The sequence below is a fragment of the Sphingobium cyanobacteriorum genome, from assembly GCF_030580935.1.
Classification (GTDB): domain Bacteria; phylum Pseudomonadota; class Alphaproteobacteria; order Sphingomonadales; family Sphingomonadaceae; genus Sphingobium; species Sphingobium cyanobacteriorum.
The window spans coordinates 42,401-56,749 of the sequence record NZ_JAUQOM010000010.1; the positions used below are offsets into that span (position 1 = coordinate 42,401).

At 67.4% G+C, this 14,349-nt stretch carries 11 protein-coding genes and 2 riboswitches; of the genes, 10 read left to right on the forward strand and 1 reads right to left on the reverse strand.

Annotated elements, in window-relative coordinates; translation table 11 throughout:
• The first annotated feature begins 56 nt into the window (after nucleotides 1–56).
• Genes phhA through maiA form a run of 5 tightly spaced genes read left to right on the forward strand, consistent with a single transcriptional unit; the run spans nucleotide 57 to nucleotide 5,211 of the window.
• On the forward strand, nucleotides 57–929 hold the full coding sequence (phhA, locus tag Q4610_RS16505; protein ID WP_304537070.1) for a phenylalanine 4-monooxygenase: 873 nt from the start codon (nucleotides 57–59) through the stop codon (nucleotides 927–929).
• Entirely contained in the window at nucleotides 926–1,966 is a 1,041-nt protein-coding gene (gene hppD, locus Q4610_RS16510) for a 4-hydroxyphenylpyruvate dioxygenase (RefSeq protein ID WP_304537071.1), read from the forward strand. The genes phhA and hppD overlap by 4 nt, the downstream gene beginning before the upstream one ends.
• Nucleotides 1,959–3,278 carry a homogentisate 1,2-dioxygenase gene (gene hmgA, locus Q4610_RS16515; RefSeq protein WP_304537072.1) on the forward strand — a complete coding sequence of 440 codons (1,320 nt, stop codon included), beginning with the start codon at nucleotides 1,959–1,961 and terminating at the stop codon, nucleotides 3,276–3,278. The genes hppD and hmgA overlap by 8 nt, the downstream gene beginning before the upstream one ends.
• Nucleotides 3,275–4,573, forward strand: coding sequence for a fumarylacetoacetase (fahA, locus tag Q4610_RS16520; RefSeq protein WP_304537073.1), 1,299 nt, complete (start codon nucleotides 3,275–3,277; stop codon nucleotides 4,571–4,573). Before hmgA ends, fahA begins: the two co-directional genes overlap by 4 nt.
• Complete coding sequence (gene maiA, locus Q4610_RS16525) at nucleotides 4,570–5,211, forward strand: maleylacetoacetate isomerase (protein WP_304537074.1); 642 nt, start codon at nucleotides 4,570–4,572, stop codon at nucleotides 5,209–5,211. Before fahA ends, maiA begins: the two co-directional genes overlap by 4 nt.
• A 5-nt stretch (nucleotides 5,212–5,216) precedes the next feature.
• Here maiA and Q4610_RS16530 read toward each other — a convergent pair whose 3' ends face one another.
• Entirely contained in the window at nucleotides 5,217–6,314 is a 1,098-nt protein-coding gene (locus Q4610_RS16530; protein WP_304537075.1) for a ThuA domain-containing protein, read from the reverse strand.
• A gap of 116 nt (nucleotides 6,315–6,430) precedes the next feature.
• Nucleotides 6,431–6,673: riboswitch (cobalamin riboswitch) on the forward strand.
• A gap of 153 nt (nucleotides 6,674–6,826) precedes the next feature.
• Between Q4610_RS16530 and Q4610_RS16535 the strand changes: the two genes are divergently transcribed.
• The 5 genes from Q4610_RS16535 to Q4610_RS16555 all read left to right on the forward strand — a co-directional run bounded on the left by Q4610_RS16535 (nucleotide 6,827) and on the right by Q4610_RS16555 (nucleotide 14,344).
• Nucleotides 6,827–7,873: a HoxN/HupN/NixA family nickel/cobalt transporter gene (locus Q4610_RS16535; RefSeq protein WP_304537076.1), complete on the forward strand. Its 1,047-nt coding sequence runs from the start codon at nucleotides 6,827–6,829 to the stop codon at nucleotides 7,871–7,873.
• A 36-nt stretch (nucleotides 7,874–7,909) separates the two neighbouring features.
• Nucleotides 7,910–8,132: riboswitch (cobalamin riboswitch) on the forward strand.
• 190 nt (nucleotides 8,133–8,322) lie between these two features.
• A complete protein-coding gene (gene cobW, locus Q4610_RS16540) occupies nucleotides 8,323–9,360 on the forward strand; it encodes a cobalamin biosynthesis protein CobW (RefSeq protein ID WP_304537077.1) in 1,038 nt (345 codons plus the stop codon).
• A 7-nt stretch (nucleotides 9,361–9,367) separates the two neighbouring features.
• Complete coding sequence (cobN, locus tag Q4610_RS16545; protein ID WP_304537078.1) at nucleotides 9,368–12,607, forward strand: cobaltochelatase subunit CobN; 3,240 nt, start codon at nucleotides 9,368–9,370, stop codon at nucleotides 12,605–12,607.
• Complete coding sequence (locus Q4610_RS16550; protein WP_304537079.1) at nucleotides 12,604–13,731, forward strand: cobalamin biosynthesis protein CobG; 1,128 nt, start codon at nucleotides 12,604–12,606, stop codon at nucleotides 13,729–13,731. The genes cobN and Q4610_RS16550 overlap by 4 nt, the downstream gene beginning before the upstream one ends.
• Nucleotides 13,715–14,344: a precorrin-8X methylmutase gene (locus Q4610_RS16555; RefSeq protein WP_304537080.1), complete on the forward strand. Its 630-nt coding sequence runs from the start codon at nucleotides 13,715–13,717 to the stop codon at nucleotides 14,342–14,344. The genes Q4610_RS16550 and Q4610_RS16555 overlap by 17 nt, the downstream gene beginning before the upstream one ends.
• Nucleotides 14,345–14,349 lie beyond the last annotated feature (5 nt).

Consider the following 14,349-nt stretch of genomic DNA (forward strand, 5'->3'; position numbering starts at 1 on the left):
GAAAAATTCGTGAAGATTGAAACGTAATTTCTGTGCCAGCATGGCATCATGCCGCTATGGCCCTTACTGATCTCCTTGCCCCGGACGGCGCTGCCGCAGACTGGACGGTCCCCCAGGACTGGGCATCCTACAGCGCGGCGGAACATGCGTTGTGGGACCGGCTGTTCGCGCGCCAGTCCGCCCTGCTGCCCGGCCGGGTTGCCCCCGAATTTCTCGAAGGGCTGGAGATATTGCGGATGACGAAGCCGGGGATTCCCGACTTTGCCGAACTGTCCGATCGGCTGATGGCGCGCACCGGCTGGCAGGTCGTGGCGGTGCCGGGGCTGGTGCCCGACCGCGTGTTTTTCGAGCATCTGGCCAATCGCCGTTTCGTTGCCGGCCGCTTCCTGCGCACGCCCGAACAGATCGACTATCTTCAGGAACCCGATGTGTTCCATGATGTATTCGGTCATGTGCCCCTGCTCGCCAACCCGATATTTGCCGATTATATGCAGGCTTATGGTCAGGGCGGGTTGCGCGCCGACGCGCTGGGCGCGATCGACCGGCTGGCGCGGCTCTACTGGTACACGGTCGAATTCGGCCTGATCGCCCAGCCCGACGGGCTGAAACTCTATGGCGCGGGCATCGTGTCCTCGCACGGCGAATCGCTGTTCGCGCTGGATGATCCATCCCCCAACCGGCTGGGATTCGACCTCCGGCGACTGATGCGGACCCGCTATCGCATCGACGATTACCAGCAGAGCTATTTCGTCATCGACAGTTTCGAAGATCTGCTGCGCGCCACCATCGAAGCCGATTTCGCGCCGCTCTATGCGGGGCTTGAGGGCCTGCCCGATCTCGACACTGACACCATCCTGCCCGGCGACCGCGTTTATACGCGCGGAACACAGGCCTATGCCCAGAATAAAATGCAAGAGGAACTGCCATGACCGTCGCAACCGATAATCCATTGGGCCTCAATGGCTTCGAATTTGTCGAATTCACCTCGCCCGATCCGGCGGCGATGGCGGCGCAGTTCGAACAATTGGGTTTCGTGCCCACCCACCGCCATCCGCGCAAGAACATCACCCGCTACAAGCAGGGCCGCATCAACTTGATGCTCAATCGCGACGATGCCGGGCGAGTGGCGGAATTTCGCGGCGTTCATGGCCCGTCGGCCAGCGCCATGGCGTTTCGCGTTGCCGATCCGGTCGCCGCGATGGACTGGGCGCTGGCCCATGGCGCGCAGCGGACGCAGGAGGACGACACCGTGATCCAGGGGATTGGCGGCTCCTATCTCTATTTCATCGCCGACGGCGCGGACCCCTATGCCGACTGGGCCGAATTTCCCGGCTGGCGCGAAGCGGAGGCGGCGAACAATGTGGGCCTCGACCTGCTCGACCACCTGACCCACAATGTACGGCGCGGCCAGATGCGGGTATGGAGCGAATTTTACCGCACATTGTTCGGTTTCGAGGAACAGAAATTCTTCGATATCAAGGGCAAGGCGACGGGCCTGACCAGCCAGGCGATGATCGCCCCTGACCGCGCGATCCGCATCCCGCTCAATGAAAGCCAGGACGACAAGAGCCAGATCGAGGAGTTCATCCGCGACTATCATGGCGAAGGTATCCAGCATCTCGCCATGACCACGGCCAATATCTACGAGACGGTCGAGAAGCTGCGCGCGCGCGGCGTGCGGTTGCAGGACACGATCGAAACCTATTATGAACTGGTCGACAGCCGCGTGCCCGGCCATGGCGAGGATCTGGAGCGGCTGCGCGCGAACCGCATCCTGATCGACGGCGATGTCGAGCAGGAAGGCATATTGCTGCAAATCTTCACCGAAAACATGTTCGGCCCGATCTTCTTCGAAATCATCCAGCGCAAGGGTAATGAGGGGTTCGGCAACGGCAATTTCCAGGCGCTGTTCGAAAGTATAGAGCTGGACCAGATCCGGCGCGGCGTCATCAGCGTCGATGCCTGAAGGCAAGGGGAGCGTAGCGTCGATGCTGACCGGCTTTGGTAATCATCATGAAAGCGAGGCGGTGGCCGGCGCGCTGCCGGTCGGGCGCAATTCGCCGCAGCGCGTGCCCTTTGGCCTTTATGCCGAGCAACTGTCCGCAACCGCCTTCACCGCCCCGCGCGCGGAAAACCGGCGGACCTGGCTCTACCGGATGCGGCCGGGCGCGGGTCATGCGCCGTTCCGGCCCTATGACGGCAACCCCCTGCTGCGGTCAGCGCCTTTTGCCGGGGTGGTGCCGTCGCCCAATCGGCTGCGCTGGAACCCGGCGGAGCTGCCAGGCCAGCCGACCGACTTCATCGACGGCCTTGTCACCTGTGTTGGCAATGGCGATGTCGCGGGGGTGGCAGGGTGCGGCGTCCATCTTTACGCCGCCAACCGGTCGATGGAGAATCGCGCCTTTGTCAGCGCGGACGGCGAATGGCTGATCGTGCCGCAAAGCGGGCGGCTGCGGATCGTGACCGAAATGGGCGTGCTGGACGTGTCGCCGCTGCACATCGTGCTGATCCCGCGTGGCGTGCGCTTCCGGGTCGAACTGCCTGACGGGGCGGCGCGCGGCTATGTCTGCGAAAATCACGGGGCGCTTTTCCGTCTGCCCGACCTGGGGCCGATCGGGTCCAACGGCCTCGCTAACCCGCGCGATTTCGAGGCGCCGGTCGCCGTGTTCGAAGATGTCGACCGTCCGTGCGAACTCATCCAGAAATTTCAGGGCCGGCTCTGGACCACGACGCTGGATCATAGCCCGTTCGACGTGGTGGCATGGCATGGCAATGTCGCGCCCTATCGTTATGATCTCACCCGCTTCAACACGATCGGCACGGTCAGTTATGACCATCCCGATCCGTCCATCTTCACCGTGCTGACCGCGCCCAGCGACACGCCCGGCACCGCCAATATCGATTTCGTGATCTTCCCGCCGCGCTGGATGGTGGCGGAGGACACGTTCCGGCCACCCTGGTTCCATCGCAACATCATGAGCGAATATATGGGCCTGATCACCGGCGACTATGATGCCAAGGCGGGTGGCTTCGCGCCGGGCGGGGGAAGCCTGCACAATATGATGGCGGCGCATGGTCCCGATGTGGCGAGCCATGACCGGGCCGTCGCGGCCGCGCTGACACCGCAGAAGATCGAGGCGACGATGGCCTTCATGTTCGAAAGCCGCCTGCCGTTCGTCGCCAGCGACTGGGCGATGGCGACGCCCTTGTTGCAGGCGGATTATGATGAATGCTGGGCGGGTTTCGTCAAGGCACAATTGCCGGAGGGCGACGCATGAACTGGTGGACGACGGACGAAACCCATGATCCGGCGCGGACCAGTTGGGTCGAGGGTGCTGACGGCCATGCGGATTTCCCGATCCAGAATCTGCCTTTCGGTATCTTCTCGCCCACGGGAACGGCGCCGCGCCCCGGCGTCGCGATCGGCGATGCCATATTGGATCTGGCGGCCTGTGCGGGCGCCGGGATGCTGCCGGACGTGGCTGCATCCGCCTGTTCGGGCGACACGCTCAATGCCCTGATGGCGCTGCCGACGATCGACCGGCAGGCCTTGCGCCGCCGGTTAAGCGATCTTTTGTCCGATCCCGCCCATGCTGATCGCCTGACGCCTTTTCTCCATGCGGCGGCGGAGTGCACGCTGCACCTGCCCGCCCGGATCGGCGACTATACCGACTTCTATGTCGGCATCCATCATGCGAACAATATCGGGCGTCAGTTCCGGCCCGACAATCCATTACTGCCCAATTATAAATATGTGCCGATCGGCTATCATGGCCGCGCGTCCTCCGTCCGTCCATCGGGCGTGCCGGTTCGCCGCCCCAGGGGACAGCGCAAGCCGCCGGAGGCCGATGCGCCGCTATTCGGTCCGTCGGCGCGGCTCGACTATGAGCTGGAACTGGGCGTGTGGATCGGCACCGGCAATGCGCTGGGCGATCCCATTGCGATCGGGCAGGCGGCCGATCATGTCGCTGGCTTCTGCCTGCTCAACGACTGGTCGGCGCGCGATTTCCAGGCTTGGGAATATCAGCCGCTCGGCCCCTTCCTCGCCAAGAATTTCCAGTCGACCATTTCGCCCTGGGTGGTGACAGCCGAAGCGATGGCGCCTTTCCGCCTGGCCCAGCCCCCCCGGCCGCAGGGCGATCCCGCGCCCTTGCCCTATCTGTGGGACGAAGCGGATCAGGGCCATGGCGCGCTGGCGCTGACGCTGGAGGTATCGATCCTGACCGCGGCGATGCGGGATCGGGGCGATGCGCCCCATCGCCTGAGTATCGGCCCCGCCAGCAACATGTACTGGACCGTGCATCAGATCGTCACCCATCATGCGTCCAATGGCTGCAACCTCAATCCCGGCGACCTGCTCGGCACCGGCACCATCTCCGCGCCGGAGCGGGACGGCTATGGCAGCCTGATGGAATTGTCGGCCGGCGGGCGCGAACCCCTTACCCTGCCAGGCGGCGAAACGCGGACGTTCCTGGAGGATGGCGACGAGATCATCCTGAAAGCGAGCGCCAGTGCACCGGGCTTTGCGTCGATCGGCTTTGGCGCATGTCACGCGCGGATCATGCCGGCATGAGCGGCCTTGTCCTTCACGGCTATTGGCGTTCCTCCGCTGCCTATCGGGTACGGATCGCGCTCAACCTGAAGGGTATCGCTTATCAACAGGTCAGCCATGACCTGCGCCAGGACGCGCAGCGGGCGGCGGACTATCTGGCGATCGCACCGCATGGATTGGTGCCGGCACTGGAGGCTGACGGGCAGGTGCTGATCGAAAGCCCGGCGATCATCGAATGGATCGAGATGCGCTGGCCCGCCCCGGCGCTGTTGCCCGCCGATCCCGCCGATGCCGCCATTGTCCGCGCGATGGCGGCGATCATCGCCTGCGACATCCATCCGCTGTGCAACCTGCGGGTGCTGCGCGCGCTCAAGGCCATGGGGCGCAGCCAGGACGAGATCGACCAGTGGGTCCGCCGCTGGATCGGCGATGGTTTCGCCGCGCTGGAACAGATGGTCGCGTGCCACGGCCGGGGTTTCTGCTTTGGCGACACGCCCACGGTCGCCGACTGCCATCTGGTGCCCCAGCTTTACAATGCCCAGCGGTTCGCACTCGACCTGACGCCCTATCCTGCGCTGGTCGCGGCCGGGGCGGCGGCTGGTGCGCTTGCCGCCTTCGCCGCCGCCCATCCTGCGGCGCAGCCCGACGCGGATCGCTGACCGGGTCAGCAGGCGCCCTTGCGCGTCGTCGCCCAGCCGACCGCATTGTCCAGCATCGCCCCATAATGGGGATCGGCATAGGTTTCGGGCCGATGGCCGATCGCTGCGTAGAACATGCGCCCCTTGCCCACGCAGCGGGTCCAGGCGATCGGATGATCGCCCATGGTCAGGTCCGCGCCGGGCGCATAGCTGCGCTCATCCAGCGTTGCGAGGATATGCGCGCCGCCCGCGCGCGGATTATTCGTGAAGCTGTACCACTCGTCGTTCATCACCCAGTCGGCGGGCAGCCCCGCCGCGATCGGATGGTCGCGCGCTTCGATCACGACTTTGGCATCCTGAAATTGCGGCTTCATCGGATGGCCGGCGAACCGCGCGCCGATCAGCCCGTCGACATACCAGTCCCAGAAGGTCGACGGATCGCCTGCCGACCCGTGCATGGCGACGAAGCCGCCGCCACGCTCGACAAAGCCCTTGAGCGCGGCGCGCTGCCTGAGCGTCAGCACGTCGCCGCTGACATTGTTCCAGATCACCGCGTCGAACCGGCCCAGCGTCGCCCGATTGATCGCGCCACCCTTGTCGGTCACGACCAGTGCCCAGCCCTTGCGCTGCGCCATCGCCTGAAATGCGGCGCGCGCCGCCTCGACCGAGGGGCCGTCGCGGAAGCCGGTGATCTTTTCGAACAGCAGCAGGCGTGGCTGACCCTTGGGCAGGGTGAAGGCCGGGCGATCGTCATCATAGCGGGCGCAGCGCGCGCGCCGGTCGGCCGCGCCGACAGGCAGCATGCGCAACGCCGCGTCCAGTCTTGCCATGCGATCGGCCGGCAGTCGCTCGCGCCGCGCGACCGCCTCCATTGTCAGGATCGATGCGAACGTCGGCGTCTGGGTCGAAAAGAAGTGCGGTGGCAGAGATGTGTAGATTTCCGGCACGCTCTGCTCCGCCAACGCCTTCGCGGCCGGGCTGAGCAAAATGTCGATGATCGGCGACCGGATCGAAAAAGGCGCATCGCGCAGCGGGCAATCGGTGACGGGCTTCGCCTCCGCCAGCACCGGCAACAGGCCCAGGCCCAGACACAGGCCCGCAATCGCCCCCAGCATCGCCTTCATATCCGCTCCTCTTCGCCTTGCCACCCAGCCTAGGGCCGTGCGGGGCCGAAGGGAAGAGTGCTTGGCAGGCCTGCGCGGCGACGCTATGCGGATCGACGGACGGCGGGTTTCACCTGTCGTCCATCGATCGCGCCGGTGCCCCCGCAAGGGGCTGAAAACGGGAATGCGGTGCGGGCTTTTCCCAAGGCCCAAATCCGCGGCTGTCCCTGCAACTGTAAGCGGTGAGCGCGACGCATACGCCTTTCTGAAAGAAGGAAGGTAGCCACTGGGCCGGACGCTAAATCCTGCGAGGCCTGGGAAGGCCATGCGTCAAGCGATGACCCGCGAGCCAGGAGACCTGCCGGCGTCTGGTCGCTCTTGCCCTGGTCCAGGGGATGGCCGCGGCACGGTGAACTCCGTCTGAGCGACGAAGGAGCGGCGGGGGCCGCCTTGCACCCGTGCGTCGGCCGCCGATGGCGTCCGGTCGATGCGCGCTGCCCCCGTCCTGTCGCAAGACGCCGGGATATATGGCCATGACTGATTTTTCTGCCACACCAGCACCGCGCCTGCGCCGCCGCATCACCGGCCTGATGGCCGCGCTGGTTGCCGCCAATATCGCCATCTGGCTTTGGGCCATCGCGATCTTCCATGCCCAGCCCTTGATGCTGGGGACAGCCCTGCTTGCCTGGGGGCTGGGGCTGCGTCACGCGGTCGATGCCGATCATATCGCCGCGATCGACAATGTGACGCGCAAGCTGATGCAGGATGGGCAGCGGCCGATCACCGTGGGCTTCTGGTTCGCGATCGGCCATTCGGCGATCATCGCGATCGCCTCCGTCACCATTGCCCTGACCGCCAGCGCGCTGGCGCGCTTCGATGACTATCGCCAGATTGGCGGCCTGATCGCCACCAGCATATCGGCGCTGTTCCTTTTTGCCATCGCCGCGATGAACCTGATGATCCTGCGGTCGGTGTGGAAAAGCTTCGCCCATGTCCGCGCGGGCGGCGCCTATGTCGAGGAGGATCTGGATCTGCTGCTTGGCAGTCGCGGGTTGCTGGCCCGCCTGTTCCGGCCGATGTTCCGGCTGGTCAGTCGCAGTTGGCACATGGCGCCGCTCGGTTTCCTGTTCGGGCTGGGCTTCGACACCGCGACGGAGGTGGCGATATTGGGCCTGTCGGCCGCCCAGGCGGCGGACGGGATGGCCATCGGCACGATCCTGGTGCTGCCCGCCCTGTTCGCCGCCGGCATGGCGCTGGTGGATACGGCCGATGGGGTGGTGATGCTGGGCGCCTATGAATGGGCCTTCGTCAGGCCGATCCGCAAACTCTATTACAACATCACCATCACCCTCATTTCCGCACTGGTCGCGATCCTGATCGGCGGGATCGAAACGATGGCGCTGATCGGCGAACGGCTGGAGCTGGAGGGCGCGCCTTGGCGGATCGCGGCGGATTTGGGTGCGCATTTCAACAGCCTGGGCTTTGCCATCATCGGCCTGTTCATCCTCTGCTGGCTGCTGAGCTTCGCCATCTACCGCTGGAAACGCTTCGACGAGATCGAGGTGCGGATGCCCGCATGAACGCCATTGGCTTCCGCTTTCATTTGCTCTAGGGCAGTGCCCATAGATCGCGCCGGTGCCCCGGAAGGGGCTTCAATGGGAATGTGGTGAGAGGGGCCTGCCCCCTCGATTCCACGGCTGTCCCTGCAACTGTAAGCGGCGAGCGCGATGCACAGGCTCTTCCATAGGGAAGGGCAGCCACTGGACCGTCAGGTCTGGGAAGGCGTGCATCAAGCCTTGACCCGCGAGCCAGGAGACCTGCCGGCGTCTGGTCGCTCTTGCCTTGGTCCAGGGGATGGCCGCGGCACGGTAACTCTTCCGTCTGAGCGACGAAATCGTGCGGCTGGGGCTGCACGGTCGCGGATGCCGGGCGCCGTCGCGCCCGCCCGTCGTCGCGCGCCGGCTGGCGCCCTGCAAGGGGCGTCGGCAAGCCCCTGCCTGTCGTCGCTCGGCGCGCGGGAGATAGGGATATGGCCGATCTGGCCAAGCTGCCGGTCACGATCGTCACCGGCTTTCTGGGCGCGGGCAAGACCACGCTCATCAGCCATCTGATCCGCCATGCCGGTGGGCGGCGGCTGGCGGTGATCGTCAATGAATTCGGCACGCTGGGGGTCGATGGCGATATCCTCAAAAGCTGTGCCATCCCCGATTGCCCGGCGGACAATATCGTCGAACTGGCCAATGGCTGCATCTGCTGCACCGTCGCCGACGATTTCATCCCCACGGTCGAGGCGCTGCTGGCGCTGGAGCCGCGCCCGGACCATATATTGATCGAAACCTCCGGGCTGGCGCTGCCCAAGCCCCTGCTCAGGGCGTTCGACTGGCCGGCGATCCGGTCACGCATCACCGTCGATGGCGTGATCGCGCTCGCCGATGCGGAGGCCGTGGCGGACGGCCGCTTCGCCCCCGATCTCGATGCGCTGGCGGCACAGCGTCTGGCCGATCCCGGCATCGACCATGAAACGCCCCTGTCGGAAGTGTTCGAGGACCAGCTTGCCTGCGCCGACATCGTTCTGCTGACCAAGGCGGACCTCGCCGGGCCGCAGGGCGTTGCCGCCGCCCGCGCGGTGATCGCCGCCGAAACCCCCCGGCCGCTGCCGGTGATCGAACTGGTCGACGGCGTGATCGACCCGCGGGTGCTGCTGGGACTGGGCGCGGCGGCGGAGGATGATCTGGCGGCCCGCCCGTCCCATCATGACGGCGAAGACGATCATGAGCATCAGGATTTCGACAGCATCGTCCTGACGCTGGGCGAGATCGCCGATCCCGCTGCCCTCGCTGCCCGGATCGAGCGACTGGCGCGCGATCGACAGATTTTGCGGGTCAAGGGCTATGCCGCCGTCGCGGGCAAGCCGATGCGACTACTGGTGCAGGCGGTCGGCGCGCGGGTGCGCCACCAATATGACCGGCCCTGGCGTGCCGGCGAAGCGCGCGCCACCGCGCTGGTGGTGATCGCCGAGCAGGGCCGCATCGACGCCACTGCGATCCGGGCCGCGCTGGAGGGCTGACCGGGGCATGCACGTCATCTTCCGCGAAACCCACGGGATCGAGGAAGCGTCTGCCCCGCAGGATCTGGGGCAGGCGCCCGCCGATCTTGTGCTGCTGTCCTTTTCGGACAGCGATCTGGCGGCATGTGCGGCCGGATGGCATGAGGCGCGGGGCGCGCTGCCGACCCTGCGCCTCGCCAACCTGTCGGCGCTGGCGCATCCGCTGTCGGTCGACACCTATATCGACCGGACGCTGCGCGGCGCGAAGGCGATCCTCATCCGGCTGATCGGGGGGGCGTCCTACTGGAGCTATGGCCTGCAACAGGTCGAGGCGCTGGTGCGCACGCATGGCATCGCGCTGGCGGTGCTGCCGGGCGACGGTCGGCCTGATGCGCGGCTGGATGCGGCCTCCACCGTGCCGGTCGCGACGCTGCGGGAACTGGCGCGACTATGTGACGAGGGCGGCGCGGGTGCGGCGCAGGCGGCGCTGGGCGTATTGGCGCGCGCGGCGGGGCTGGACGGGCCGGCCGCCCCGGTCGCGCCCTTGCCAATGATCGGGGCGTGGGATGGCGACATGACCTGCCCGGCGGCCTTCGCCCTGACGGCAAAGCGGCCGCGCATCCTGCTGATTTTCTACCGCTCTTATCTCACTGCCATGGACACCCGGCCGTTCGAGGCGTTGCGCGACGCTTTTGCCGCGCGCGGCTTCGACCTGCTCGGCCTGTTCGCGCCTTCGCTCAAGCCTGACGCGATACGCGGCTGGATCGCGCGCTGGGTACAGGCGCTTGCGCCCGCCGCGCTCGTCAATGCCACCGCCTTTTCGGCGCGGGGCGGGGATGGCGCGACGCCGCTCGATGGCGCGGGCGTGCCGGTATTCCAACTGGCGCTGGCGACATCGGGGCAGCAGGCCTGGCAGGAATCCGCGCGCGGCCTGTCGCCCGCTGACCTTGCCATGCATGTCGTGCTGCCCGAAGTCGACGGGCGGCTGTTCGCAGGCGTCGCCAGCTTCAAGGAAGCGCAGGCGCGCGACCCGGCGCTGGAATTTTCCCGCGGCGCGCACCGGGCCGATCCGGCGCGGATCGCCGCGATCGTGGAGCGGGTCGCCGGGTGGGTGGCCCTGCGCCAGCGCCCGGCGGCGGCGCGGCGACTGGCGCTGATCCTGTCCACCTACCCCGGCAAGGCGCATCAGATGGCCCATGCGGTCGGGCTGGACGCGATCGCATCAGCCGCAGCGATGCTGAACGATCTGGCCGACGCCGGCTATGCGGTCGCGCCTGCGGGCGATCTGGTTGCCGATCTCCAGACGACGCATCTGCACTGGCCGGTTACTGCTTATCGCCGCGCGCTGCTCTCATTGCCCGCCGCTTTGCAGGAGGATCTGCACGCCGCATGGGGGCCGCCCGAACAAGACCCCGATGCGTGCGATGGTATCTTTCGGTTCGCGGCCATCCGGCGCGGCGCGATGATCGTCGCGCTCCAGCCCGAACGGGGCCTGCACCATGACCGGGCGGACGGCTATCACGACCTGTCGCGCTGCCCGCGCCATGCCTATGTCGCCTTCTATCTCTGGCTGCGCGCGCAGCGCATCGACGCGCTGGTCCATATGGGCGCGCATGGCACGCTGGAATGGTTGCCGGGCAAGGCGGTCGCGCTGTCCGACAAATGCTGGCCCGAAGCGCTGATCGGGCCAACGCCGCTCCTCTATCCCTTCATCGTCAACGATCCGGGCGAAGCGGCCCAGGCCAAGCGGCGCATCTGCGCGGTGACGATCGGCCATGCCCCGCCGCCACTCGCCCCCGCCCGGCAGGGCGCGGGTCTGGGCCGGATCGAGGCGCTGCTCGACGAATTTTCCAATGCCGATGGCCTCGACCCGGCCCGGCGCCTGCGGTTGCAGACGGACATACAGGACGAAGCACATGCGCTTGGTCTGGATACCGAACTGGCGCTGGACGATGCCCTTTCGCCGGCCGAAGCGATCAGCCGGATCGACCGCTTCGTGTGCGATGTGAAGGACAGCCAATATGGCGATGGGCTGCACATTTTCGGCCGGGGTGCGCAGGGCGTGGCGGAACGGGCCGGGCTGCTGGCGGCGCTCGACGGGCGACGGATCGCGCCCGGCCCGTCGGGATCGCCGCATCGCGGCCGGGCCGATGTCCTGCCGACCGGCCGCAACCTCTACATGGTCGATCCGCGCGCCGTCCCGTCCCGCGCCGCCCATGCGCAGGGCATCTGTCTGGCCGAGGAACTGCTCCACCGCCATTTGCAGGATCAGGGCGACTATCCCAGGGGCCTGGTGGTCGACCTGTGGGGATCGGCGACGATGCGGACGGCGGGCGAGGATTATGCCATGGCGCTGCATCTGCTGGGGGTGCAGCCGGTCTGGGATCATGCGTCGGAACGGGTGACGGGGATCGACATATTGCCGCTGGCGATGCTTGACCGGCCGCGCATCGATGTGACGCTGCGCGTGTCCGGTCTGTTCCGCGACGCCTTTCCGATGCTGCCGCTGTTGTTCGGCCAGGCGGTTCGCGCCCTGTGCGCCCGCGATGAGCCGCGCGACTGGAATCCTTTCGCAGGCACCGCGCCGACCGCGCGCGTCTATGGCCCGCAGCCGGGCGATTATGGCCTCAACATGGGTGACGCGGCCGAAATCTACACGGCACAGGCGCGCCGCGCGGCAGGAGACGCCTGGCTCGCGGCTTCCAGTCACGCGGTCGATGTCGACAAGCGGGACGAAGCCGGCCTGCGCGCGCGGGTCGCGGCGGCCGACGCTTTCGTCCATGCGCAGGATCTGCCCGAAACCGACCTGCTGCTGGCTGCCGACTATGCCGCGCATGAAGCGGGCTTCGCCGCAGCGCAGGCGGTGGTCGGTGGCCAGGCGGCGCTCTATCACCTGGACGCGCGCGATCCCGCGCGGCTGGTGGCACGGCCGTTGAACGAGGAGCTCGCCCGCATCGTCCGCGCCCGTGCGGCGCATCCCGGCTGGGTGGCGGGTATGATGCGCCATGGTTTCCGGGGTGGCGCCGAACTGGCGGCGACGCTCGACCATCTGGGCGCCTTTGCGCATCTGGCGGGCGGGGTGCCCGGCCATCTGTTCGACCTTTATCATGACGCGACGCTGGGCCGCGCGGATGTGCGCGCCTTCCTTGCCGATGCCAATCCCGGCGCGCTGGCGGCGATGGAGGCGCGCTTCGCCGCGCTCCACGCCGCCGGCCTCTGGCGGACCCGGCGCAACTCGATCCTCGCCAGTCTGGAGCCCGCACCATGAGCCTGATCAAGGGCTGGTGCCCCGACGCCTGGCATCCGATGACGGCGGGCGATGGCCTGCTGGTGCGGGTGCGCCCGCCATTGGGGCGGATCGATGGCGGGCAACTGGCGGGCCTGTGCGACGCGGCGATGGCACATGGCAATGGCCTGATCGACCTCACCAGCCGCGCCAATCTCCAGCTTCGCGGTGTCAGCGCGCAAGGCTGGCAGTCGCTGATTGCGCGGTTGTTCGCTTTGGGCCTTGTCCATGCCGATCCCGTGCTGGAATCGCGCCGTGCCTTATTGATCGCGCCCGATTGGCAATCGGGCGACGATAGTGCGCGGATCGCCGGGGAACTGGCGGAACGGCTGGCGGAACTGCCCGACCTGCCGGCCAAGACGGGCTTTCTGATCGACGCCGGCATGGCGCGTCGCCTTGCCGGAGAAGCAGGCGATTTCCGCATCGAACGCAGCGCAACGGGCGGGCTGATCCTGCGCGCTGACGGTCGCTCCACCGGCATAGCCGTAACGCGAGACAAAGCCGTCGACGCGCTGATCGCGCTGGCGCACTGGTTCGTCGCCAGCGGTGGCGCGCAAGCGGGGCGCATGGCCCGCCACGCCGCGCCCTTGCCCGACTGGGCGCAGGGTGACATCGCACCCGCCTCAGCGACCGCGCCGGTTCGACCGGGCCGCCATCCGCTCGGCTTCGTCTATGGCGCGCCCTTTGGCCAGGTCGCGGCAGCGACGCTGGCCCGGCTTGCCCCCCATGCCCTGCGCCTGACGCCCTGGCGGACGCTGATTGTGCAAGGCAGCGCGGGCGACGCGATCGACGGGTTGCTGCGCGACGCCAGCGATCCCCTGTTGCGCGTCGATGCCTGCCCCGGCCAGCCCCGTTGCCCGCAAGCCACCGTCGAAACCCGCGCACTGGCGCGCAGCCTTGCGCCGCATGTTTCCGGCCGTCTCCACGTCTCCGGCTGCGCCAAGGGCTGCGCGCGCGCAGCCCCCGCCGATCTTTGCCTGACCGGGCGCGAGGGCCGCTACGACCTTGCCCGCAACGCCAGCGCCGCCGCGCCACCGCAACAGGCGGGTCTTGACCGATCCGCCATCCTCGATCTTCTGGGAGTGCCCGATGCCGCATGTCTATGAACGCGACGGGGCGGCGATCTATCGCCAGTCCTTCGCCATCATCCGGGCGGAGGCGGCACTGGACCGCTTCCTGCCGGAGGAGGAGCCGGTCGCGGTCCGCATGATCCATGCTGCCGGGATGGTCGACCTGGCCCCGCATATCCGCTTTTCCCCTGGCTTCGCGTCGGCTGCGCGCAGCGCCCTGGCGCAGGGCGCGCCGATCCTGTGCGACGTGCGCATGGTGTCGGAGGGCGTGACCCGGGCGCGCCTGCCCGCCGACAATCCGGTGATCTGCACATTGGGCGCGCCATCGGTGGCCGAACTGGCGCGCGCCCTGGGCACCACCCGTTCCGCCGCCGCGCTGGACCTGTGGCGGCCGCATCTGGCCGGTGCGGTGGTGGCGATCGGCAATGCGCCGACCGCGCTCTTCCATCTGCTCGACATGCTGGCGAAGCCCTGCTGCCCGCGCCCCGCCGCCATCATCGGTTGCCCGGTCGGCTTCGTCGGCGCTGCCGAATCCAAGGCCGCGCTGTGGGAAGCGCAGCCCGTTCCCTGCTGCATCGTCGAAGGCCGCCTGGGCGGCAGCGCCATGACCGTGGCGGCGATCAATGCACTGGCGAGCCACGCGGAATGAGCATC

Coding starts and splice junctions, on each gene's coding strand:
- hmgA (WP_304537072.1), top strand. CDS start 1,959: ATGCCTGAAGGCAAGGGGAGCGTAGCGTCGATGCTGACCGGCTTTGGT.
- maiA (WP_304537074.1), top strand. CDS start 4,570: ATGAGCGGCCTTGTCCTTCACGGCTATTGGCGTTCCTCCGCTGCCTAT.
- cobW (WP_304537077.1), top strand. CDS start 8,323: ATGGCCGATCTGGCCAAGCTGCCGGTCACGATCGTCACCGGCTTTCTG.
- Q4610_RS16535 (WP_304537076.1), top strand. CDS start 6,827: ATGACTGATTTTTCTGCCACACCAGCACCGCGCCTGCGCCGCCGCATC.
- hppD (WP_304537071.1), top strand. CDS start 926: ATGACCGTCGCAACCGATAATCCATTGGGCCTCAATGGCTTCGAATTT.
- Q4610_RS16530 (WP_304537075.1), bottom strand. CDS start 6,314: ATGAAGGCGATGCTGGGGGCGATTGCGGGCCTGTGTCTGGGCCTGGGC.
- Q4610_RS16555 (WP_304537080.1), top strand. CDS start 13,715: ATGCCGCATGTCTATGAACGCGACGGGGCGGCGATCTATCGCCAGTCC.
- cobN (WP_304537078.1), top strand. CDS start 9,368: ATGCACGTCATCTTCCGCGAAACCCACGGGATCGAGGAAGCGTCTGCC.
- phhA (WP_304537070.1), top strand. CDS start 57: ATGGCCCTTACTGATCTCCTTGCCCCGGACGGCGCTGCCGCAGACTGG.
- Q4610_RS16550 (WP_304537079.1), top strand. CDS start 12,604: ATGAGCCTGATCAAGGGCTGGTGCCCCGACGCCTGGCATCCGATGACG.
- fahA (WP_304537073.1), top strand. CDS start 3,275: ATGAACTGGTGGACGACGGACGAAACCCATGATCCGGCGCGGACCAGT.